Raw genomic sequence first — 22,223 nt, forward strand, 5'->3', positions numbered from 1 at the left:
ACCCCACCCCGCAACGCACCGCGGCACCCGTCCGAAGACGGGTGCCGCGATGGTGTTCGGGTGTCAGGCGACTAGTGCGACGCCTTCTCCAGCTCGTGCACATTGTGGGACTTGGAGCCCCAGCCCACGTGGGCCTCGGCGCGCATGCGCTCGACCATGTGCGGGTAGTGCAGCTCGAACGCGGGACGCTCGGAGCGGATGCGCGGCAGCTCGTAGAAGTTGTGCCGCGGCGGCGGGCAGGAGGTCGCCCACTCCAGCGAGTTGCCGTAGCCCCACGGGTCGTCGACGGTCACGACCTCGCCGTAGCGGTAGGACTTGAAGACGTTCCAGATGAACGGCAGCATCGACGAACCCAGGATGAAGGCACCGATCGTGGAGATGGTGTTCAGGGTGGTGAAGCCATCGCTCGGCAGGTAGTCGGCGTAGCGGCGCGGCATACCCATGTTGCCCAGCCAGTGCTGCACCAGGAACGTGGTGTGGAAGCCGACGAAGGTGGCCCAGAAGTGCCACTTGCCCAGACGCTCGTCCATCATGCGGCCGGTCATCTTCGGGAACCAGAAGTAGATGCCCGCGAAGGTGGCGAACACGATGGTGCCGAAGAGCACGTAGTGGAAGTGCGCCACCACGAAGTAGGTGTCCGACACGTGGAAGTCCAGCGGCGGCGAGGCCAGGATGACGCCCGACAGACCACCGAAGAGGAAGGTCACCAGGAAGCCGACCGACCAGAGCATCGGCGTCTCGAAGGTGAGCTGGCCGCGCCACATGGTGCCGATCCAGTTGAAGAACTTCACACCGGTCGGAACCGCGATGAGGAAGGTCATGAACGAGAAGTACGGCAGCAGCACCGCGCCGGTCGCGTACATGTGGTGCGCCCACACGGCGATGGACAGGGCCGCGATACCCAGGGTCGCGTAGACCAGGGTGGTGTAACCGAAGATCGGCTTCCGCGAGAAGACCGGGTAGATCTCCGAGACGATGCCGAAGAACGGCAGCGCGATGATGTACACCTCGGGGTGGCCGAAGTACCAGAACAGGTGCTGGTAGAGCAGCACGCCGCCATTGGCCGGGTCGTAGATGTGGCCGCCCAGGTGGCGGTCGTACGCCAGGCCGAACAGGGCCGCGGTGAGCAGCGGGAAGGCCAGCAGCACCAGCACCGAGGTGACGGCGATGTTCCAGGTGAAGATCGGCATCCGGAACATGGTCATACCCGGGCAGCGCAGGCAGACCACGGTGGTGAGCATGTTGACGCCACCGAGGATGGTGCCCAGACCGGAGACGGCCAGACCCAGGATCCACAGGTCGGCGCCGACGCCGGGCGAGTGGACGATGTCCGACAGCGGGGTGTACGCGGTCCAGCCGAAGTCCGCCGCGCCGCCGGGGGTGATGAAGCCGGCGGTCGCCATCGAGCCGCCGAACAGGTACAGCCAGTAGCTGAACGCGTTCAGACGCGGGAAGGCGACGTCAGGGGCGCCGATCTGCAGCGGCAGGATGATGTTGGCGAAGCCGAACACGATCGCGGTCGCGTAGAAGAGCAGCATGATCGTGCCGTGCATGGTGAACAGCTGGTTGAACTGTTCCGGCGACAGGAACTGCATGCCCGGACGGGCGAGCTCGGCGCGCATGAGCAGCGCCATGATGCCGCCGACCATGAAGAAGGAGATGGCCGTCACCAGGTACATGACGCCGAGAACCTTCGGGTCCGTCGTGGTGACCATCTTGAAGATGAACGATCCCTTCGGACCCGTCCTTTGAGGATAGGGCCGCTCCGCCTCCACAAGGCTGGCCGGCCGCGGTTCTACGGCAGTCACGAAACCTCCACAGGTATGCCATCGTTCGTACGCTGCTTCCGGCGTCCGGTTCGGCAACATGACGAACGACGTTGGCTTGCGCTGTGACAGATCGTAAACCGTGTCCCATCGGCGCTCGCTCCGGGTCCTACTCTGTGTCGTATTTCGGCTCCGCCGAGGTCGTATCCGTCGGGCTGCCGGTGTCCTGATTGGGAGTCGGGGGGCACGGCTGTAGGCTGCCCCGCATGCCGGTGCGCGAGTCTGCTTCCACCCGAAACACGTTCGCCTCCACCTTTTCCCCTATGCGGCATTTGCGCAGTGTGGGATTGGTCTCGGCGGCGACGCTGCTGACCGTCGGCCTGGCCGCGGGGTGCGCCAAGACCGATGACAACTCCGCCTCGATTGTGCGCACCACCACGAATATCGCCGGTGCGGGCGTGGTCGGGATCGAGCGCGACACCACCAAGGCGTGCGCGCTGCCGACGGCCCCCGACTCGGCCGGAGGCACCAAGTCCGTCGCGCACGCCGCGGGTACCGCGGAGGTGCCCGCCGACGCCAAGCGCATCGTGGTGCTGTCGACTCCCGCCCTGGACGCCGCCTGCGCGCTGGGCCTGTGGGAGCGGGTGGTCGGCGCGGCCACCGTCGCCGGGCCGACGCCGCAGCCGTCGTATCTGGGCTCCGGGATATCCGCCATCCCGGCGGTGGGCACGGTCGACAGCCCGGATCCGGCGAAGATCGCGGAGCTGAAGCCGGACCTGATCATCGGCCCCGCCGCCGACCGCGGCCGCTACGACGCCCTGAAAGCCATCGCCCCGACCGTCCTGGTCGGTGACGATCACGGCTGGCAGGCCACCTTCACCGGTTTCGCGGAGGGCCTCAACCGCAAGGCCGCCGGCGCCAAGGCCCTCGACGACTACCGCGCCGCGGCCCGGGACACCGGCGTCGCCGCCAACTCCGCGCTCAGCCAGGCGTCGGTGATCCGCTTCGAGCCCAAGACGATTCAGGTGCAGGGCGGCGACACCTTCGCCGCCCAGGTGCTCGGCGACGCGGGCGTGCAGCGCCCCCAGGCGCAGCGCGGCGACTCGTTCGACGTCTCCGGGCCGAGCACCGAGGCCGACCGCGACAAGCTCGAGGGCGACCTGATCTTCCTCATGTTCGACGGCAAGGACGGCCTCGACTACGGCAAGTCGATCATGAAGGGCGACAACTGGAAACAGCTCGGCGCGGTCAGCGACCGCCGCGAGTTCGCCGTCGACGACACCATCTGGCACGGCAGCGGCATCACCGCCGCCCGCGCCCTGCTCGAGGACCTCCGCAACAACCTCAACGGCTACGTCGCCGACTGATCCACGGCACGCCGCACGGGCCGATTCGATCCGGTGCTCGGCCCGATGACGTGGGGAAGTCGCCACCCGGCCGAGCACTGACCGCGAAGTTCACCAGCCCGATCGTGAACATTTCGTGATGACCGGTATTCCCCACGGACACGCCCAGCAAACGCGGTAATTTCAGCGGCCGCGCACCCGGCCTTCGACAGCCGACGGCCCCGAGCGGATTCGCTCGGGGCCGTTGGCTTTTCAGGCGGATGGGGCGACGCGGGGCGTCAGAATTCCCAGTCCTCGTCCTCGGTGTTGACGGCCTTGCCGATGACGTAGCTGGAGCCCGAGCCGGAGAAGAAGTCGTGGTTCTCGTCGGCGTTCGGGGACAGGGCCGAGAGGATGGCGGGGTTGACCTCGCACTCGTCCTTGGGGAACAAGCCCTCGTAGCCGAGGTTCATCAGCGCCTTGTTGGCGTTGTAGCGCAGGAACTTCTTGACGTCCTCGGTGAGGCCGACCTCGTCGTAGAGGTCCTGGGTGTACTCGACCTCGTTCTCGTAGAGCTCGAAGAGCAGCTCGAAGGTGTAGGCCTTGAGCTCCTCGCGCTCGGCCTCGGAGACCAGCTCCAGGCCCTTCTGGTACTTGTAGCCGATGTAGTAGCCGTGCACGGCCTCGTCGCGGATGATCAGGCGGATCATGTCGGCGGTGTTGGTCAGCTTGGCCCGCGAGGACCAGTGCATGGGCAGGTAGAAGCCGGAGTAGAACAGGAAGGACTCCAGCAGGGTGGAGGCCACCTTGCGCTTGAGCGGGTCGTCTCCGTTGTAGTACTCGAGCACGATCTCGGCCTTGCGCTGCAGGTTCCGGTTCTCCTCGGACCAGCGGAAGGCCTCGTCGATCTCACGCGTGGAGCACAGCGTGGAGAAGATCGAGCTGTAGCTCTTGGCGTGCACCGACTCCATGAACGCGATGTTGGTGAGCACCGCCTCCTCGTGCGGGGTGATCGCGTCGGGGATGAGGCTGACCGCGCCGACCGTGCCCTGGATGGTGTCGAGCAGGGTCAGACCGGTGAACACCCGCATGGTGAGTTGCTTCTCGTTGGCGGTCAGCGTGTTCCACGACGGGATGTCGTTGGACACCGGGACCTTTTCCGGCAACCAGAAGTTGCCGGTGAGTCGATCCCAGACCTCCGAGTCCTTCTCGTCCTGCACGCGGTTCCAGTTGATCGCACTAACTCGATCGATGAGCTTCACGCCCCGCTCACACACCCTTCTCAGCTTCCGGACCCTGCGAATTCCCTTGCCATGAACACTACTACTGGTAGGTGACATCCCCGCGCAGCACAATAGGTTGTGTCTTCACGTGTCTATCGCGTTGTCCTGCGAGAATCCGAAACGGAGATGGGCAAGCACGTCACCAACGGCAGAAAATTACAGCGGTGCAATCCGTCACAGCGCACCGGGGTAGACCCTCGTGGACCCACCCCGGGTTTGCCGATCAGATGCCGAGTACCACCTTCGCGGTGGTGAAGTAGATGACCAGACCGGTGGCGTCGACCAGCGTGGTCACCATGGGCGCGGAGATGACGGCCGGGTCGATGCGCAGTTTCTTGGCCAGCAGCGGCATGGTGCCGCCGATGGTCGCCGCCCACCCGCAGATGATCACCAGCGCGATGCCGACCACCACCGCGATCTTCAGCCCCACGAACAGCGTGCCGATCACCATGCCGATGGCGGCCAGCATGCAGCCCAGCAGCAGCCCGACCCGGCATTCGCGCCAGATCACCGCGAGCAGGTCCGAGACCCGCACCTCGCCGACCGCGAGCGCGCGCACGCAGGTGGTGGCCGCCTGCGCGCCCGCGTTGCCGCCCGATCCGATGAGTAGGGGGATGAACAGCGCCAGGTGCGCGGCCTGTTCGAGGGTGGGCTCGAAGAAGTTGGTGACGGTGACCGTGAGGGTCGCCGCGACCAGCAGCAGCATCAGCCACAGCGCCCGGTAGCGGGCCAGCTGGAACACGCCCGCGGCCATGTAGTGGCCCGACCACGGGGAGGTGCCGGCCTGCCGCGCCATGTCCTCGGAGTCGGCGGCCTCGATGACCTCGACGGCGTCGTCGATGGTGAGCAGCCCGACCAGTCGGTCCTCGCTGTCGACCACCGGCAGGTTGATCAGGTTGGCGCCCTGCATGAGCCGGGCCGCCTTCTCCGCGGAGCCGGTGGCGCGCGCCGAGACCGGTTCGGACGCAATGAGTTCGGCGATCATGGTGTCGGGCGAGCCGAGCACCAGGTCGCGCAGTTCGACCACGCCGATCAGCCGGCGGCCCGCATCCACCACGGGCAGCGTGTACACCGTCTCGGCGGTCGCCCCCTTGGCGCGCACCATGTGCAGCGCCTCGCCCACGGGTAGATTCCGCGGCAGCGCAACGACTTCCGGGGTCATGTAGAACCCGACGGAGCCCTCCGGGTAGCCGAGCAGCCCCGCGGTCATGCGCCGTTCGTGCGGACTGAGCCCGGCCAGCACCCGCTTGGCCACCTTGGCGGGAACCTCGCGCAGCATGCGGGCGCGGTCGTCGGGATCCATGCCCTCGACCAGGTCGCGGAAGCTCTGATCGCGCAGCCCGGCCAGGATCTGCTGCTGATCCACGGGTTCGAGCTCCTCGAACACGGCCAGCGCGCGGTCCTTGTCGAGCAGCCGGAAGGACATGACCGCGGTGACGGCGTCCATGCGGGCCAGCTCGTCCGCGATGACGTGCGGCGGATGGTTGTCGAGCCATTCCACGGCGGGCGTCAGGTGGTGGCAGTCGACGATGTCGCGCAGCGAATCCCGTTCGGGGACAGGGATGTCGGCGGCGACCGTGGGGACGGCAGGGGGCAGTTCGGTCTGCGTCATGGCGAAACCTCGGCCGGGTGGCGGTTGAGGGTGGTCGGGGGTACCGGATCACACCGCGGGCACCGCACCCACCCCGTCGCCAGAAAGCTGTCCTATCGACGGAATCCGAGAGCGATGCCACGCGGCCTTCGACTGGGAGGTTCACCGCGCACGGACCTCACCCCCTTCTCGAACGCCGACACAGACAGAAACAACCATGTACAGGATACAGAGGGTTGCCTAACGCGGCTCGCCATGTCCGGTTTCTCCGCTCCGGACCCCCGGACCGACGCCGGATTGTTTTTCGATCATTTTTCGACGATCCGATCGTCCGGGCCATTGGGGCGGGGGTCCGGAATGCCCTAATCTCTGCCCCTGTGCGAGTTTTGGTGCTGGAGGACGATCATCAGCTGTGTCGTGAGTTGACCGATGGGTTGCGTACCGCCGGGTTCGCGGTGGACCTCGCGCAGAGCCTCGCCGACGCGGACTTCAAGATCGCCGTCAATCGCTACGACTGCCTGGTGGTGGACCGCGGCCTGCCCGACGGCGACGGTCTGGACCTGGTCGCGGGGGCACGCACCGCCGGGCACACGGTGCCCGCGCTCATACTCACCGGCCGCGACGGCCTCGACGACCGGCTGGCCGGATTCGAGCACGGAGCCGACGACTACCTGACCAAGCCGTTCGCGCTGCCGGAACTGGTGATGCGGGTACGAGCGCTGTGCCGCCGCCGCGACCAGCCCACCGCCGCGCGAATCACGTTGGCGGACATCGACATCGACATCATGCGCCGCCGGGTGACCCGCGGCGGCGTCCTGCTGATGCTCAGCCCGAAGGAGTTCGCGGTCCTCGAGCTCATGGCGACCCGCCGCGGCAGCGTGGTGACCCGCACCGACCTCATCGAATGCTGCTGGGACGAGATGGCCGAGCCCGCCTCCAACGTGGTGGACGCGGTGGTCGCCAAGTTGCGCCGCAAACTCGGGGAGCCGAGCGTGATCGAGACCGTGCGCGGCACCGGCTTCCTGATCGCCGGTGGAGCGGCGTGAGCGCACACCGCTCGCCGGCCGTGGCCCGGCTCCAGCGCGCCCGGTGGTTCATGACCGCCTTGGCCGCGGTGATCACCGCGGCGGCGGTCCTGATCTTCGGCTTCGTGGCCGCCACGATCGACGCACACGCGCGCGAGACCCGCGCCGATGATCAGGTCGAGCGGGTGGCGGGCGGGCTGGCGCGCGCCATCCAGCAGGACGACAAGTCGGCCCTGGACTTGTCGACGGTCATGGACGACGAACTGGCCACGGGATCCACCGCGGTCGCCGTGCTGATGCGCAAACCGGGTGAGCCGTGGAAGCAGGCGCACACCTACCAACGCTCGCTGCTGCCCGATGACTCCGAGATCGCCACGCTCGCAACGCAGGTCGAGGATCACTCCGAGACAGTCATCTATGCTGGAAAACGGTTCACCGCCACCGATATCACCGGCCGCACCGTGACCCTGGCGGGCAGTCCGGTGTTCTGGGACGGCTGGGACGCCACCGTCGTCATCCTGGCCGGGGCCGAGACCATGGCCGATGCCGGGAAGCATCGAACCCTGGTGTGGGAGTTGGCGATCAGCGGCGCGCTGCTGGTATTGCTGTCCGCCGCCGTCACGTATCTGCTGGCGGGTCGCAGCCAGGCCCAGGCGCTGCGCCTGCTGAGCGAGCACGAGCAGTTCCTCAGCGACGCCGCGCACGAATTGCGTACGCCGCTCACCACATTGAAGCTGCTCACCGGGTCGCGGCCGGCGCCCGAGCAGGTGCCACAGACCCTCGCCGAGGCGCAGCGGTTGGCGGACCGGATGGCGCGGCTGGTGACCGGGCTGCTGGCCCGCGCACGCATGCAGGCGGGCATCGCCGAACCCGAGCGCACGCTGCTGCGGCTGGATCAGCTGGCCGAGATGGTGGCCGAGGAGGCCGGCGACGAGCGCATCGCGGTGACCGCGCATCCGACCGTGGTGCTGGGTGATCCGCAGCTGCTGAGCCTGGCCATCCGGAACATGCTGGAGAACGGGCTCACGCACGGCGCGGTGAACCGGTCCGCGCCGGTCGAGGTGCACGTGGCCGAGGGACGGGTCAGCGTGCGCGATCACGGTCCCGGCGTCGATCCGGTCATGTCTGCCAGTCCCTTCGATCGCGGCACGGCCGGGCGCACCGGTCGCAACGGCATCGGGCTGGCGCTGGTGGCGTGGGTGGCGCAGGCGCACGGCGGCAACGCCTCCATCGAGCCCGCGGCCGGCGGCGGGGCGATCGCGACGCTGTGGCTGCCGCCGGCCGACATCACCGTGGGCGGTCCGGTCGGCGCGCGCCACTAGGCGAGCGGCCCGCGCGCGGACCGAGCCGGGGCATGGCCGGTGTCCAGGCGGGCAGACAGGAATGTCACGGCCGGAACCGGATTCGGCACAGCGCCGCGGTGTCACTCTCGAGCCGCCGCGTTCCCGCTCCGACCACGGTGAAGCTTCCCCTCGGCGGCGCCGGGCCGTCATGCGGAATCCGCCTGGCACATGTGAGAAGTCACAGCGCCGCCCGGCGCGCATTACTGTGCATCACAGGGAGGGATCGATCCGGCCGTTCGGACATACGGCCTGCGTTAGCGTTTCAGGTCCCGCACGGGGCGCAACCCGGGGGTGGAAGGGAGTCACGGATGGCCGTGGGAATTCCGGCCCGGACCGGACTCACCGTGTCGGGCACGCCGATCTCGTCGCCGCTCAAGGATGTTCGCGGGGTGGCCCAGCACATGGTGGGGCACTTCGTGGAGACGGTCGCGCCGTGCGGCACCCTGCCCGGCGACGCCATTCACGGCGACGTCACCGTCATCACCCGCACCTGCCTGGAGCTGGCGGTCGGCATGCTCGACGGGCGAGACATCCCGGAGAAGACCAAGCGCCTCGAGGAGGCGGCCGCGCAGTGGGCGCGCGAGGGCATCCCGATCGACACCATCCACCACGCCATCCACGAGGGCTTCAAGATCGGCTCGGAGCTGGTGATGGCCAGCGCCCTGTCCCGGCACCTGCGCCGCGAGGACGAGGACGGCGAGGTCACCCTGGTCATCGCGGCCGCCGACATGGACAACATCGTCGGCGGGGCGAAGCTGGTGGTGGAACTGCTCGACCGGATGACCTCCGCCGTGGCCATGGCCTACGTGCGCGAACTGCGCTCGGTGGTGAGCGAACACCACACCGCCGTGCACACCCTCACCTCCGCGCTGCTGGGCGGGCACAGCACCTCCACCATGGCGCGCGAGTGCGGCATCGAGATCGCCGAGACGTATCACGTGCTGGCGCTGGCCATTCCGGAACATCCGGAGGAGGACTCCCCCACCGTGGACGGCGCGGTGGTGGCGCGCCGCAAACTGCGGCGGGTGCAGGCCGAACTGGCCACCCGCTACACCGACAAGGTGCTGTCGCTGCTCAGCGTGGACGGCGGCACCCTGCTGGTGCCGGCCACCGCGGTCGCCGACGATCAGCTCGACGAGTTGGTCGAGCAGCTGTCGCGGGCCGCGCGGGTGCCGATCACCGCCACGCTGGTTCCGGCCGCGCCGCAACAGATTCCGGACGCCGCCGACCAGGCCCACGAACTCCTCGACATCGTGCACCGACTGCGCCTGGTGCGCGGCCTGTTCCGCTTCGACGAGCTGGCCCTGGAGTATCAGCTGACCCGGCCCGGTCCCGGCCGCGACCACCTCGGGTCGCTGCTGGATCCGCTGGACGCGCACACCGAACTGCTCGAGACGCTGCAATCCCACATCAGCAACAACCTGAACCGGCAGCGCACCGCCCGCATGCTGCACGTGCACACCAATACCGTGGACTACCGGCTGAAACGGATCGGACAGCTGACCGGATTCGATCCGACCCAGCCGTCCGGTCTCTGGTATCTGCGTTCGGCGCTGGTGGCGCGCACCTATCAGGCGGGCTGACGCTCAGCAGTTGGTCGGCGCGGGCTCGCCGCGCAGGCGCGCGTCCAGCCAGCCGTACGCGGCCGGGACGCCGAGCACCGCCGCGGTGAGATGGTCGGGCACCGGCTCCTGCTCGGTCCACACCTTCGCGCCCGCCGCGCAGTAGCGGTGGATGGTGTTCACCACCGCGTCCACCGGCACCAGGCCGTCGATCGGCGAATGCCATTCGAAGACAGGCATGTTCGGCACGCCCGAGTACAGCTCCAGGCTGTTCTCCGCCACCACCGACCGGGCCTGCGGGTCGTCGGTCATGACGGTGGTCTTGGCGATGTCCAGCGCGCCCTGCCCCGCGCCCGCCGCGAGAATGTCGTTGGTGCAGCTGTTGAGCAGCTTGTCGCGGATGGCGAGGCCGCGGTCGTTGAGCTGATCGCTGATCGGGAACCGGTCCGGGTACTCGCGTTCCAGGCCCAGTCCGGCCGCGAGCGCCAGCCCGAACGCCGGATGCCGGTTCATGCCGAGGGTTTCCAGCATGGAGACCAGGTTCATCGGCACCCCGCCCATGGCCGCGCCCGCGATGCGCAGGTCGGGCGCGTAGGACGCGGCCAGCGCCGCCGCCCACGCGGTCGCCATGCCGCCGCCGGAGTAGCCGGCCATGGCGAGGGGGCTGTGCTCGACCCGCAGGTCCGGGACCCGCTGGATGGCGCGCAGGCCGTCGAGGGTGATCTGGCCGCCGAGTTTGGCCGCGCCGTAGGCGAATCGGGGGCCGAGGTGGTCGGGCAGGGCCACGGTCCAGCCGCGCTTCAGCACCGTGTTCCAGGCGGGGGCCTCGCGGATCATCAGATTGGGGTCGGTGGTGTAGAGCACCCGCGAGACCGCGCACTGCGCGCCCAGGCCGTTGATGATCTGCTGCAGCGACAGCACCGGCGCGTCGGGTTTGCGGTCACGCGGGGACAGCACGGTGGTGGTGGCCGCGATGGGGTGGCCGGTGGAGTCGGTGGAGCGGAACTTGATCAGGGTGATGTCGGTGTCGGGGAAGCTGGGCAGCGCGGGCATGGCGCGGGTGGCCAGCACCTCGCCGGGCTGACGGCCCGCCAGATCGGACGGGGTGGCGTAGAAGGGGTCCGGATCCGGGGTGGGCAGAAGTGGCTGGGCGGCGGCCGATCCCGTGGCGACGGTGACGAGCAGCGCGGCGACCGCCGCGATCGGGACACGAATCCTCATGCGGGGCAGCGTAGGAACGGCGGTCGCGCCCGGCCAGAGGCGCGCACGAACCTTCCGAATAGTCACAATCGGGGCGGGCGCGGTTTGTGAACGCGTGACGAAGTTTTGAGCCGAAGATGTTTCTGTTCCACCGCGTAACAACAACTCCCGCACACCACTTGTGACATGTCCAAGCAGAAACCGGAACACGTTCCTGCGCACGGCAATCCGATTACGTTCGGTACCAGAGACGCGCGAGCCGACGAAGGGGTCGGCTCGCGTTTCTCCCCCGCACGATCTCGAGGAGCAGCACTATGGACGCGCTCACCCACCGGGTCACCGTCTACCTCGGCGGACCCGCCGACGGGGCCGAACTCACCATGGAATACGCGGCCACCTGGCAGGAGGCCTCGGACTTCACCGTGGCCGCCGTCCACGTCGGCCTGGCCGTGACCGTGGACAGCCGAATCCGGCCCGGACTGCGGCGACTACCCCGATACGGGTTCCGGCACTGAGATACCGTGCGGCCCAGGCGCCCGGGTGGTCCCGCTACCGCCCGGACGCCGGCGCGAAGGCCGCCGCCAGGGCGTCCCAGGCCGGGCCCAACTGGGCCGAGAAATCCTCCCAGGCGTGAATGCCGGTCGGCTCGTAGTGCACGGTGGCGGGAATCCCCAAGTCGCTCAACCGTTTCGAGAAATGCTCGGTGCACACCCGGGCCCCGGCCTCGAGCGCCACGCCGCCGGCGGCCGTGCCGAGCGCGGCCAGCCGATCCGGCGACTTCAGCACTTCGTTCAGATCCGGCGCACCCGGCAGACCGGAAGCCGCCGACAGATAGATCACCGTGCCGCGCAAGGCTTCCGCGCCCACCGTGCTGTCGTGGGTCAGCCAATCGAAGGTGCCCGGCAGGCCCCACAGATTCAGGATATTGCCGCCACGTGAGGCGACCGTGGCCGCGGTGACCGCGCTGCCCGGCCCGTCGACGGTGGAGTAGCAGCCGCTCAATCCCGCGACGGCCTTGAAGAATCCGGGATGCCGGTGCGCGAGCATCATCGCGCCCTGCGCGCCCATGGACACCCCCGCGATGGCGCGACGGCCGTCCGAGCGCAGATAGGGTTCGATGACGCCGGGCAGCTCGGCGGTCAGGAAGGTCTCCCAGCGATTCCAGCCGAGCGCGGCGTCGGGATGCTGCCAGTCGGTGTACATGCTGCCGGTCGCACCGGCGGGAAAGACCACATCGACCGGTTTGTCGGCGAAGAAGTCCGCGGCATGCCCCTTGGTCAGCCAGTCGGACACGCCCTCGGCGTCGACGCCGTCGAGCAGATACAGCGTGGGCCGGGGCCCGGCCCCGGCACCGTGCAGCACATCGAGGGCGACGGTGCGGCCCATGGCGGCCGAGGCCACCTCGACACGCTCCCAGCGCGGCCCCACCTGCTCCACCCGCGTCACCGCGGCCCGCGAGGCGATCCGCCCGGGCGGGCCCGCCTGGGCGCTCACCCCGAACGACGAGCTCGCGATCACCGCCAGCGCCAGCGCGACCCCGGCGGCGGCCCGCCGCCTCACGACTCCGCCCCGGATCGGGGTCTTCGAATCAGGCAGTGCGACAAGCCAACTCCTCATGCGGTGCGCGGGATTCCGGTTACGTCCGAAGAACCCACCGGGCGGGTGCGAGGTTGATACACCCGATGGGTCTCCGTTTCGATCGACTCACCTCCAAAACGCTTGTCCAGATGCGTTTCCCGATTCCGGCATCACCCGCGCAATTCGATGGAAACCGATGCCCGAACCATGGCGAGCCTAACCAGGCGTCGACCTCGGCCGACAGCGTGAAAGCCACCTTCTGGAGAGTTCACAATCGGGCCCGACGCAAACGTGGGATCGGCCACAGCAACGACAAAGGGCGCTCCCGGCGGGAAGCCGGAAACGCCCTTCTCCGATGCGAACGTCAGAGCATGCAGCTCACGCAACCCTCGACCTCGGTGCCCTCGAGCGCCATCTGCCGGATGCGGATGTAGTACAGCGTCTTGATGCCCTTGCGCCAGGCGTAGATCTGGGCCTTGTTGACGTCGCGGGTGGTGGCGCTGTCCTTGAAGAACAGCGTCAGCGACAGGCCCTGGTCGACGTGCTGCGTGGCCGCGGCGTAGGTGTCGACGATCTTCTCGTAGCCGATGTCGTAGGCGTCCTCGAAGTACTCGAGGTTGTCGTTGGTCAGGTAGGGGGCCGGGTAGTAGACGCGGCCGATCTTGCCTTCCTTGCGGATCTCGATCTTCGACGCCACCGGGTGGATGGAGCTGGTGGAGTGGTTGATGTAGGAGATCGACCCGGTCGGGGGCACGGCCTGGAGGTTCTGGTTGTAGATGCCGTGCTTCATGACCAGGGCCTTCAGCTCGCGCCAATCGTCCTGGGTGGGAATGTGCACCTCGGCGTCGGCGAAGATCTGGCGCACGCGCTCGGTGGCCGGCTCCCACACCTGCTCGGTGTACTTGTCGAAGAACTCACCCGAGGCGTACTTCGACTCGGGGAAGCCGCCGAAGTACGTACCCCGCTCCTGCGCGATCAGATTCGACGCGCGAATCGCGTGGTAGGCGATCGTGTAGAAGTAGATGTTGGTGAAGTCCACGCCCTCTTCGGAGCCGTAGTGGACGTGCTCGCGCGCCAGGTAGCCGTGCAGGTTCATCTGACCCAGGCCGATGGCGTGGGACTCGTTGTTGCCCTGCTCGATCGAGGGCACCGAGTTGATGTGGGTCTGGTTCGACACCGCGGTCAGCGCGCGGATCGCGGTCTCGACCGACTTCGCCAGATCCGGCGAATCCATGGTCTTCGCGATGTTCAGCGAGCCCAGGTTGCACGAGATGTCCTTGCCCACCTTGGAGTAGGACAGGTCGTCGTTGAACTCCGACGGGGTGGAGACCTGCAGGATCTCCGAGCACAGGTTGGAGTGGGTGATCTTGCCCGCGATCGGGTTGGCCCGGTTCACGGTGTCCTCGTACATGATGTACGGGTAGCCCGACTCGAACTGCAGCTCGGCGATGGTCTGGAAGAACTCGCGAGCCTTGATCTTGGACTTGCGGATCCGCTTGTCGTCGACCATCTCGTAGTACTTCTCGGTGACATTGATGTCGGCGAACGGCACGCCGTAGATGCGCTCCACGTCGTACGGCGAGAACAGGTACATGTCCTCGTTCTTCTTCGCCAGCTCGAAGGTGATGTCCGGAATCACCACACCCAGCGAGAGCGTCTTGATGCGGATCTTCTCGTCCGCGTTCTCGCGCTTGGTGTCGAGGAAGCGGTAGATGTCGGGGTGGTGCGCCTGCAGGTACACCGCGCCCGCGCCCTGCCGCGCGCCGAGCTGGTTGGCGTAGGAGAAGGAGTCCTCCAGCAGCTTCATGATCGGGATGACGCCCGAGGACTGGTTCTCGATCTTCTTGATCGGCGCGCCGGTCTCACGAATATTGCTGAGCAGCAGCGCCACACCGCCGCCGCGCTTGGACAGCTGCAGGGCGGAGTTGATGGAGCGCCCGATGGACTCCATGTTGTCCTCGATGCGCAGCAGGAAGCAGGACACCGGCTCGCCGCGCTGCTTCTTGCCCGAGTTGAGGAAGGTCGGGGTGGCCGGCTGGAAGCGGCCGTCCATGATCTCCTCGACCAGCTCGCCCGCCAGGGTCTCGTCACCGGCGGCCAGGGTCAGGGCGACCATGCACACGCGGTCCTCGAAACGCTCCAGGTAGCGCTTGCCGTCGAAGGTCTTCAGCGTGTACGAGGTGTAGTACTTGAACGCGCCCAGGAAGGTCGGGAACCGGAACTTCTTGGCGTAGGCCTGCTGGAACAGGCTCTTGATGAAGGCGCGCGAGTACTGGTCGAGCACCTCGGTCTCGTAGTAGTTCTCCTTGACGAGGTAGTCGAGCTTCTCGTCGAGGTTGTGGAAGAACACCGTGTTCTGGTTGACGTGCTGCAGGAAGTACTGGTGCGCGGCTTCCCGGTCCTTGTCGAACTGGATCTCGCCGTTGGGTCCGTACAGGTTGAGCATGGCGTTGAGGGCGTGGTAGTCCAGCCCCTCGGTCGCGGAGTCGCCGCTGACGGGGCGCTCTACGCGGGCAGTCTTTCCGACCGGTGCGGTTGTCGTTGCCAAAAGATTCCCAATCCCTCGCGGACGCGCTCGACGTCCTCAGCAGTTCCCATGAGTTCGAAGCGATACAGGTACGGAACCCCTGCCTTACGTGAGATCACTTCTCCCGCATAGCAGTACGTATCGCCGAAGTTGGTGTTGCCGCTCGCGATCACGCCGCGCAGCAGGGCGCGATTGTGTGGATCGTTGAGGAACTTGGCCACCTGGCGGGGCACGAATTCCTTGTCGGATCGCTGCCCACCCAAAACGTGCCGACCTCCCCCGTAGGTGGGGACGATCAGCACGAAAGGTCGGTCGACGCGAAGCGAGTCGGCGGTGTGAAGCGGAATGCGGACGGCGGGCAGGCCCAGCCGTTCGACGAAGCGGTGAGTGTTCTCCGAAGCGCTCGAGAAGTAGACGAGATTCGGTGTCTCACTCGACATATCGGTCATCTCCTGACCGTTGACGGAAGCGTCAGGCGACGGCGACGACGTCGGCCAACGCCTTGATGCGGTCCGGACGGAAGCCGGACCAGTGGTCATCCCCGGCGACCACGACGGGGGCCTGCAGGTAACCCAGGGCCATCACGTAGTCGCGCGCCTCCGGGCTCTCGGAGATATCGACGACGCTGTAGTCGACACCAGCCTTGTCGAGGGCGCGATAGGTCGCGTTGCACTGGACACAAGCGGGCTTGGTGTAAACGGTGATGGTCATAGGTATCCCCTTCTCCTCAGCCTTGATCTGTCTGCAGTGCACACCTGAAACAAGATCCACGTAGTAAATGCGCAAACCCCTGGAAGCGGAGCCGAAGCTCCTGGTCACCGGCCCGTGATCGAGGTCTCGTCCTTGTGGCCTTCCAGCTCCCAAGACACTACACCTAGTGGCCGACAAACTCATACAACACGACATGTTGCGACTCACAAAGGTGAAATTCCGGACGGGTAAGTACCTGGACAGCCGATTCGCAACTCGACACGACTGAGTCACACATCACAATTTCGGCATTCAGTTCATTTCCAGCAAACACACCATCACCGCTGATCAACACCCATCTCACGAGTCACAGGAGACTCGAGCGACCACCCGGTTCGCATTCCTTCCGAGTCGAGCGACCGATTCCGGATCGCCCGCTCGCCCCGGCGTGTCGCGGCATCGCCCCCGGTCCTAGCGGATGGTGAACGACGCGCCCTCGATCGGACCGGGCGCCAGCAACCGATTGGTGGCCGGGATGCCGTAGGTCTCCGCGGCGTAATCGGACAATGGGCGCCCATCGATGGTGACCTCGGTGAAGGTGATCGGCGCGAACCCGGGCAGCGCGGCGTCGAGGTGACCCTCCACCACGATCTCGGCGGTGCGGGCCGGGACGGCCGAGGGGGCGACGGTGGTGCGGGTCCAGCGCGCGGTGCGGTTCTCCAGCGTCATCACATAGCGGCCGCCGTCCCAGCTGACCGTGGAATGCATGGTGTCGCCGGGATTGATCGTCACGTCGTCATAGGTCACCGGCGCGTCCGGATACCTCTCCCACCACCCGTCGACCTGTTTCTCCGGGCGGCAGAATCCACCGAAGATGCCCAGCGAGCAGAGGCCGTCCGCGGCCGCGCCCAGGACATTGGAGACCTTGCCCCCGGCGTTCATCACCGTCCCCGCCAGATGCGGATCGACGTAGGCCAGGCCCGCGGCGACCGATTCGACCTGCAGCCCGGGCAGCGCCGCGTACACGGCCGCGTCACTGGCACACAGGGATTCGACGCCGGTCTGCATGAGCGGCAGCGCGACCTGACCGTCCAGGCCGGTGGCGCCATTGAGCCCCACCCAGGGCACGACGCGCTGCAGGACGCCGGGATTGCGGCATTCGATCTCGGGCTGGACCCAGGTGGCGCTGATCTCCCGGAAATCGCCCTTCACCACGTACCCGGCCCAGTTGCCGAGGAAGAGACGGGCATTCGAGAGATCGGAGACATCCGAGGTGTACGACTCGGCCGTCGCGTCGGCCGCATTGCCGACCGCCATCGAGGCGGCGGACGCGGCCAGGGTGACCGCCATGAAACAACGGCCCCACACAGAGTTGCCCGTTGATAACTTCATGGACAGACGGTAGCCCGAAATGTCCGAGAAAAGCGGCAGGCCACGACTCGAAAGCCGTGGCCTTGCGCTGAATTCAGCGAGTGATCGCGAGGAGTATCAGGCGTTTGCCCGAGCCTTGACATCTTCCGCCAGCAAACGCACGGTGGCGGCCAGCTGGGTGAGCGCCTCGGCATCGTCGGCCGGGTGGGTCTCGACGAAGCGCGAACCGATGGTGCCGAAGTTCAGCGACGCCTCCTTCACGACCTCCGCGCCCGCGACGCCCAGCGCCTTCACCGCGTCGTCGTGCGACCACTTGGCGGCGTTCGCGCTGATCGAGGCGGAGACCACGGCGACCGGACGGCTCTTGAGCGCGCCCGCGCCGTAGGGCCGCGACGCCCAGTCGATGGCGTTCTTCAGCACGGCCGGCAGGGTGCCGTTGTATTCGGGGGTGACCAGCAGCAGCGCGTCCGAGGCGCCGACGGCGTCACGCAGCGCCTGCGCGGCGGCCGGGACACCGCCCTCGACGTCGAGGTCCTCGTTGTAGAAAGGAATGTCGCCGAGGCCTTCGTAGATGGCGATCTCGACGCCCTCGGGAGCGGTCTGCACGGCGGCCTCGGCCAGACGGCGGTTGATCGACGCGGCGCGAAGGCTTCCGACCAGGACGAGGATGCGGGTCTGCGACATGATGATCACTCCAAGGGTTACTGATGCAGCGGTGGATCTTTCGATAGACTGTAACCGGACCCCAGTCCGCTTACATTCCCGGGTAGGAGCAGACAGCCTGTGACACGCGACACATCGCCGGATGACGTCGTTCCGGCACTGCCGAACATCGCCCTCCCGATCGAACCCGTCGGCACCCAGCCCCCGCCACATTCGGTCCCCCTTCTCATGCCCGGCAGCAGCCACGAACGCAGCGACGCCGCCCGCAACCGGCAACTGCTGCTCGACGCCGCCGAGACGCTGGTGCGCGAACAGGGCGCGGACGCGGTCACCATGGACGCGGTCGCCAAACTGGCCGGCGTCGGCAAGGGCACCGTGTTCCGGCGTTTCGGCAATCGGGCCGGGCTGATGCTGGCCCTGCTCGACCAGTCCGATCAGAAACTGCAGTGGGCCTACATGTTCGGGCCGCCGCCGCTGGGACCGGGCGCGCCCGCCGTCGAACGGCTCATCGCCTACGGTCGGGCCCGGCTGGCCACCGTCGAGGTGGAGGGCGATGTGCGCAAGAACGCCGCCATCGGCGGGCAGTACGCCGGACCGCCCTACAACATCGCGAAAACCCATGTCTCCCTGCTGCTCCGGGAGGCCGGGGCGCCCGGAAACATCGGACTCACCGCCGACACGCTGTTGGCCAGTCTGGACGCGGGGCTGGTGCTGCACCAGGTCCGGCAGCTGCGCTACACACCCGACCAGGTGGGCGACCACTGGGAGACCCTGGTCCGGCAGGTGACCGCGCCCGCCGACCGGTAGCGGCGGCGGGCCCGTTCAGTAGAGTGTGCCCATGGGGAACCTGCGCGCACAGATCATCGCCGAATTGGGCGTCCTGCCGTCGATCGAACCGAAAACCGAAGTGCGGCGACGCATCGACTTCCTCAAGGAGTACCTGGGTTCCACGCCCGCGACCGGCTTCGTGCTCGGCATCAGCGGCGGCCAGGACTCCACCCTCGCCGGACGGCTGTGCCAGCTCGCCGTCGAGGAGTTGCGCGCCGAGGGCCGCGAGGCCACCTTCGTGGCGGCGCGCCTGCCCTACGGCATCCAGGCCGACGAGCACGACGCGCAGATCGCCCTGTCCTTCATCCAGCCGGACCGCTCGGTCGCGGTGAACGTCAAGCCCAGCGCCGACGCCGCCGCCGGTGAGGCCGCGACCGGCATCGTGGAACTGCACGAGGAGCCCCGCCTGCGGGACTTCGTGCGCGGCAACATCAAAGCCCGCGAGCGCATGCTGCTCCAGTACGCCATCGCCGGCCAGCTCAACCTGCTGGTCGTCGGCACCGACCACGCCGCCGAGGCGGTCACCGGCTTCTTCACCAAGTTCGGCGACGGCGGTGTCGACATCACCCCGCTGACCGGTCTCACCAAGCGCCAGGGCGCGGCCCTGCTCCAGGAACTCGGCGCCCCGCCCAGCGTCTGGCAGAAGGTCCCCACCGCCGACCTCGAGGACGACCGCCCGGCCCTGCCGGACGAGGAAGCGCTGGGCCTGAAGTACTCCCAGATCGACGACTACCTCGAGGGCAAGGACGTCGGCCCCGAGGTCTCGGAGAAGCTGGAGCGGATCTTCCTCAACACTCGCCACAAGCGCGCGGTCCCGGTGACCCCGCTCGATACTTGGTGGCGCTGAACCGAGGCATATAAACCACCGCATCCGTATGCTTGAGGATATCCCGTTCAGGCATACAGGAGGCGGCCATGTCACGCACGATGATCGACATCGACGATGAGGCCCTGGCGGAAGTCAGTGGCCTCCTAGGCACCACCACCAAGAAGGACACGGTGAATGCCGCCCTACGTCAGGTCATCGCCTGCCACCGCCGTTCGGCCGCGCTGGAACGGATGCAGGCCCGATCGAGGTCCGGCGCCTACGACGATGTGATCGACCCGGGCCGAAGGGACGAGGCGTGGCGATAGTTCGGTATCTGATCGACACAAGCGCTCTGGCCCGGATGGGGCATCCAGATGTCTCGGCCGTATGGGCCAGCACGCTACAAGCCGGACTGGTCCATATCTGCGCGGCCACGGAGACCGAATTCCTATACTCCGCAAGGTCATTGAGCGACTTCGAACAGGACCGCGACGACCTCGCCGCCATTTATCCCTGGCAGCCGATGCCCGATCGAGTCTGGACCCGGTTACGCGAGGTGCAGTACGAGCTGGCCAAGCGGGGCTGCCTGCGAAGCGCCGGTATCGCCGACCTCCTGGTGGCGGCCACCGCCGAACTTGCCGAGCTGACCGTCCTGCACTACGACGCGGATTTCGACACGATCGCCAAGATCACCGGCCAGCCGACACGGTGGATCCTCCCCGCCGGGTCGGTCTGAGAGGTCGATCGACCGCCTCCGTCAGCCCTTCTTCTGATCCGGCTCCTCGACCAGACGCCGGTGCAGCTCGGACGTCATGGCGTGAATGGCCCGGGTGAGCTCGGTATTGGTCTTGAGCTCGAGCTCCTGTTCCTGAAAGTCGTGATCGGCCTTGGCCTGCTGGAAATCGGCCTGCCGGTTCTGGCCGATCATGACGAAGGTCGACAGGAAGATCGCTTCCAGCGAGACCACCAGCGTCAGGGTCGGCCACGGACTCTTCTCGACCAGCAGCATCCACACCGCGAAGCCGATGGCATGGATGTAGACGAAGGTCATCGAGCCCGCGAACTTGGTGATCCAGTCCGCCACCCGCAGCTGCAGGCTGGCGGCCCGCGCCTCCTGGACCTGCGCGAACGCGGGATGCGGCTGGATCGGCGGCGGGGTCGGTTGCGGCGGTTGCGTCATTCGGCTCGGTCTCCTGGCGACGACGTGCGGGGACCGGCGAATGTTAGCGCCCGGCAGCGCAATTCGCTGCGATGCGCGGCCGGGTTCGACGCGGGGGTCTAGCCGCCGGCGAACGGGGGCAGGACGTCCACGCGGGGGGTGAGTGGGGTGGATGCGTCGCGGGTGAGTTCGTCGCCGATGAGGTAGGCGCAGACCTTGAGCATGGGGTCGAGTTTCGGGCCGTAGGTGGCCGAGAGGGTGGTTCGGAGGTCGGCGATGGTCGCGCCGGGCGGGAGGGACAGGGTTTCCTTGTCCTTGCCGACGGCGTCGGCGATCGCGGCGAAATAGCGGACCTCAACCACCGATGGCTCCCATCGTTCGGGTGGGCGGGACGAAGCCGGCGACGTCGATGCCGTGGCCGGCGGACTTGTTCCACATGGCGCCGCGCCAGAGGGCGGCGATGTCGGGGTCGGTGGCGCCGGAGCGGAGGGCGGCGCGGATGTCGTACTCCTGGTCGCTGAACAGGCAGGAGCGGATGCGGCCGTCGGCGGTGAGGCGGGTGCGGTCGCAGTCGCCGCAGAACTTGCGGGTCACCGAGGCGATGATGCCGACCGTGGCGGGGCCGCCGTCCACCAGCCAGCGCTCGGCGGGGGCGGAAGGGTCCTCGCGGTCGGTCTCGGCCAGCGTGAAGCGCTTGCCGAGGACATCCAGGAGTTCGGCGGCGGTGATCATATTGGCGCGCGCCCACTCGTGGTCGGCGTCGAGCGGCATCTCCTCGATGAAGCGCAGTTCCGCGCCGACGTCCAGGCACCACTGGAGCAGATCGGCCGCACCGTCGAGGGTTTCGCGCATGAGGACCGCGTTCACCTTGAGCGGGGTGAGCCCGGCGGCGATGGCGGCGCGGATCCCGGCCTGCACCGAGGCGAGGCGATCGCGGCGGGTCAGGCGGTGGAAGCCGTCGCGGTCCACGGTGTCGAGGGAGATATTGATGCGCTTCAGGCCCGCGTCGGCCAGGGCCTGGGCGCGATGCTCGAGTCCGACGCCATTGCTGGTCATGGCCAGCGGCGTATCCGGCAGTGCCGCATGGCATCCCGCGATGATCTGCTCGAGGTCGCGGCGCATGAGCGGTTCGCCGCCGGTGAAGCGCACCTCGTGCACGCCGAGTTCACGGACCGCGAGGGTCACCAAGCGCACGATCTCCCCGGTGGAGAGCAGTTCGTCGGCCGGGATCGCGGGCAGGCCCTCCTCGGGCATGCAGTAGGTGCAGCGCAACGAGCACTTCTCGGTGATGGACACGCGCAGGTCCCGCGCCACCCGCCCGAAACGGTCGAGCAGGAGCGGGGTGTCCGGGCGGCCGTCGATATCGGGCCGCCCGGTTCGCACAGCGGGCATGCCCATCGCGACCACGGTCATTGCACCATTATTGCCGGGCCCGCAAGTCTTCGTAGATTCCTACGAGCCGGACCCGGTGATCAGCCGGTCACGACCTGGAGGATTCACCCGC

The 22,223-nt window shown here is 67.5% G+C and carries 22 protein-coding genes; 9 read left to right on the forward strand and 13 right to left on the reverse strand.

Annotated elements, in window-relative coordinates; translation table 11 throughout:
• Positions 1-71: 71 nt before the first annotated feature.
• Positions 72-1,808: an aa3-type cytochrome oxidase subunit I gene (ctaD, locus tag ACWEOI_RS32165; RefSeq protein ID WP_357096299.1), complete on the reverse strand. Its 1,737-nt coding sequence runs from the start codon at positions 1,806-1,808 to the stop codon at positions 72-74.
• A 281-nt stretch (positions 1,809-2,089) separates the two neighbouring features.
• On the opposite strand from ctaD, the gene ACWEOI_RS32170 reads away from it, so the two are divergent.
• Entirely contained in the window at positions 2,090-3,133 is a 1,044-nt protein-coding gene (locus tag ACWEOI_RS32170) for an ABC transporter substrate-binding protein (protein ID WP_452362028.1), read from the forward strand.
• Positions 3,134-3,390: 257 nt separating this feature from the next.
• Here ACWEOI_RS32170 and nrdF read toward each other — a convergent pair whose 3' ends face one another.
• A complete protein-coding gene (gene nrdF / locus ACWEOI_RS32175; RefSeq protein WP_379101492.1) occupies positions 3,391-4,353 on the reverse strand; it encodes a class 1b ribonucleoside-diphosphate reductase subunit beta in 963 nt (320 codons plus the stop codon).
• A gap of 244 nt (positions 4,354-4,597) precedes the next feature.
• Positions 4,598-5,986 (reverse strand): magnesium transporter, encoded by a 1,389-nt coding sequence (gene mgtE / locus ACWEOI_RS32180; protein WP_433671828.1) that lies wholly within the window; start codon positions 5,984-5,986, stop codon positions 4,598-4,600.
• Positions 5,987-6,342: 356 nt separating this feature from the next.
• On the opposite strand from mgtE, the gene ACWEOI_RS32185 reads away from it, so the two are divergent.
• The 3 genes from ACWEOI_RS32185 to ACWEOI_RS32195 all read left to right on the forward strand — a co-directional run bounded on the left by ACWEOI_RS32185 (position 6,343) and on the right by ACWEOI_RS32195 (position 9,916).
• Positions 6,343-7,011, forward strand: coding sequence for a winged helix-turn-helix domain-containing protein (locus tag ACWEOI_RS32185; protein WP_433671827.1), 669 nt, complete (start codon positions 6,343-6,345; stop codon positions 7,009-7,011).
• Complete coding sequence (locus ACWEOI_RS32190; RefSeq protein ID WP_452362029.1) at positions 7,008-8,312, forward strand: sensor histidine kinase; 1,305 nt, start codon at positions 7,008-7,010, stop codon at positions 8,310-8,312. The genes ACWEOI_RS32185 and ACWEOI_RS32190 overlap by 4 nt, the downstream gene beginning before the upstream one ends.
• Positions 8,313-8,641: 329 nt before the next feature.
• Positions 8,642-9,916 (forward strand): helix-turn-helix domain-containing protein, encoded by a 1,275-nt coding sequence (locus ACWEOI_RS32195; RefSeq protein WP_433671825.1) that lies wholly within the window; start codon positions 8,642-8,644, stop codon positions 9,914-9,916.
• Positions 9,917-9,919: 3 nt separating this feature from the next.
• Here the strand turns inward: ACWEOI_RS32195 and ACWEOI_RS32200 are convergent, their stop codons facing one another.
• Positions 9,920-11,116, reverse strand: a complete 1,197-nt coding sequence (locus ACWEOI_RS32200; RefSeq protein ID WP_452362030.1) for a lipase family protein — start codon at positions 11,114-11,116, stop codon at positions 9,920-9,922.
• 293 nt (positions 11,117-11,409) lie between these two features.
• On the opposite strand from ACWEOI_RS32200, the gene ACWEOI_RS32205 reads away from it, so the two are divergent.
• The gene (locus ACWEOI_RS32205; protein ID WP_357096321.1) at positions 11,410-11,610 is read left to right on the forward strand and encodes a hypothetical protein; all 201 of its coding nucleotides are present in this window, start codon (positions 11,410-11,412) and stop codon (positions 11,608-11,610) included.
• A gap of 34 nt (positions 11,611-11,644) precedes the next feature.
• Here the strand turns inward: ACWEOI_RS32205 and ACWEOI_RS32210 are convergent, their stop codons facing one another.
• The 6 genes from ACWEOI_RS32210 to ACWEOI_RS32235 form a co-directional block, all read right to left on the reverse strand.
• A complete protein-coding gene (locus ACWEOI_RS32210) occupies positions 11,645-12,655 on the reverse strand; it encodes an alpha/beta hydrolase (RefSeq protein WP_452362031.1) in 1,011 nt (336 codons plus the stop codon).
• A 382-nt stretch (positions 12,656-13,037) separates the two neighbouring features.
• On the reverse strand, positions 13,038-15,119 hold the full coding sequence (nrdE, locus tag ACWEOI_RS32215) for a class 1b ribonucleoside-diphosphate reductase subunit alpha (protein ID WP_433673274.1): 2,082 nt from the start codon (positions 15,117-15,119) through the stop codon (positions 13,038-13,040).
• A 59-nt stretch (positions 15,120-15,178) separates the two neighbouring features.
• Positions 15,179-15,649 (reverse strand): class Ib ribonucleoside-diphosphate reductase assembly flavoprotein NrdI, encoded by a 471-nt coding sequence (gene nrdI / locus ACWEOI_RS32220; RefSeq protein ID WP_357096327.1) that lies wholly within the window; start codon positions 15,647-15,649, stop codon positions 15,179-15,181.
• Positions 15,650-15,671: 22 nt separating this feature from the next.
• Positions 15,672-15,911: a redoxin NrdH gene (locus tag ACWEOI_RS32225; protein ID WP_357096330.1), complete on the reverse strand. Its 240-nt coding sequence runs from the start codon at positions 15,909-15,911 to the stop codon at positions 15,672-15,674.
• A 450-nt stretch (positions 15,912-16,361) separates the two neighbouring features.
• Positions 16,362-17,282 (reverse strand): G1 family glutamic endopeptidase, encoded by a 921-nt coding sequence (locus tag ACWEOI_RS32230; RefSeq protein WP_433671822.1) that lies wholly within the window; start codon positions 17,280-17,282, stop codon positions 16,362-16,364.
• A 96-nt stretch (positions 17,283-17,378) separates the two neighbouring features.
• Complete coding sequence (locus tag ACWEOI_RS32235) at positions 17,379-17,945, reverse strand: NAD(P)H-dependent oxidoreductase (RefSeq protein WP_452362032.1); 567 nt, start codon at positions 17,943-17,945, stop codon at positions 17,379-17,381.
• 207 nt (positions 17,946-18,152) lie between these two features.
• Here ACWEOI_RS32235 and ACWEOI_RS32240 point away from each other — a divergent pair, with 207 nt between their 5' ends.
• The 4 genes from ACWEOI_RS32240 (at position 18,153) to ACWEOI_RS32255 (ending at position 20,296) form a co-directional block, all read left to right on the forward strand.
• Positions 18,153-18,731, forward strand: a complete 579-nt coding sequence (locus ACWEOI_RS32240) for a TetR family transcriptional regulator (protein WP_433673273.1) — start codon at positions 18,153-18,155, stop codon at positions 18,729-18,731.
• 31 nt (positions 18,732-18,762) lie between these two features.
• Entirely contained in the window at positions 18,763-19,599 is an 837-nt protein-coding gene (gene nadE / locus ACWEOI_RS32245) for an ammonia-dependent NAD(+) synthetase (protein WP_433671820.1), read from the forward strand.
• Positions 19,600-19,667: 68 nt separating this feature from the next.
• Positions 19,668-19,886 (forward strand): type II toxin-antitoxin system VapB family antitoxin, encoded by a 219-nt coding sequence (locus ACWEOI_RS32250; RefSeq protein ID WP_433671819.1) that lies wholly within the window; start codon positions 19,668-19,670, stop codon positions 19,884-19,886.
• Positions 19,877-20,296 (forward strand): PIN domain-containing protein, encoded by a 420-nt coding sequence (locus ACWEOI_RS32255; protein ID WP_452362033.1) that lies wholly within the window; start codon positions 19,877-19,879, stop codon positions 20,294-20,296. The genes ACWEOI_RS32250 and ACWEOI_RS32255 overlap by 10 nt, the downstream gene beginning before the upstream one ends.
• 21 nt (positions 20,297-20,317) lie before the next feature.
• Here ACWEOI_RS32255 and ACWEOI_RS32260 read toward each other — a convergent pair whose 3' ends face one another.
• The 3 genes from ACWEOI_RS32260 to moaA form a co-directional block, all read right to left on the reverse strand.
• Positions 20,318-20,740, reverse strand: a complete 423-nt coding sequence (locus ACWEOI_RS32260; RefSeq protein WP_452362034.1) for a DUF1003 domain-containing protein — start codon at positions 20,738-20,740, stop codon at positions 20,318-20,320.
• Positions 20,741-20,838: 98 nt separating this feature from the next.
• A complete protein-coding gene (locus tag ACWEOI_RS32265) occupies positions 20,839-21,081 on the reverse strand; it encodes a MoaD/ThiS family protein (RefSeq protein ID WP_357096347.1) in 243 nt (80 codons plus the stop codon).
• Complete coding sequence (gene moaA / locus ACWEOI_RS32270; RefSeq protein ID WP_452362035.1) at positions 21,074-22,132, reverse strand: GTP 3',8-cyclase MoaA; 1,059 nt, start codon at positions 22,130-22,132, stop codon at positions 21,074-21,076. The genes ACWEOI_RS32265 and moaA overlap by 8 nt, the downstream gene beginning before the upstream one ends.
• Positions 22,133-22,223 lie beyond the last annotated feature (91 nt).

This window comes from Nocardia sp. NPDC004340 (assembly GCF_053602575.1).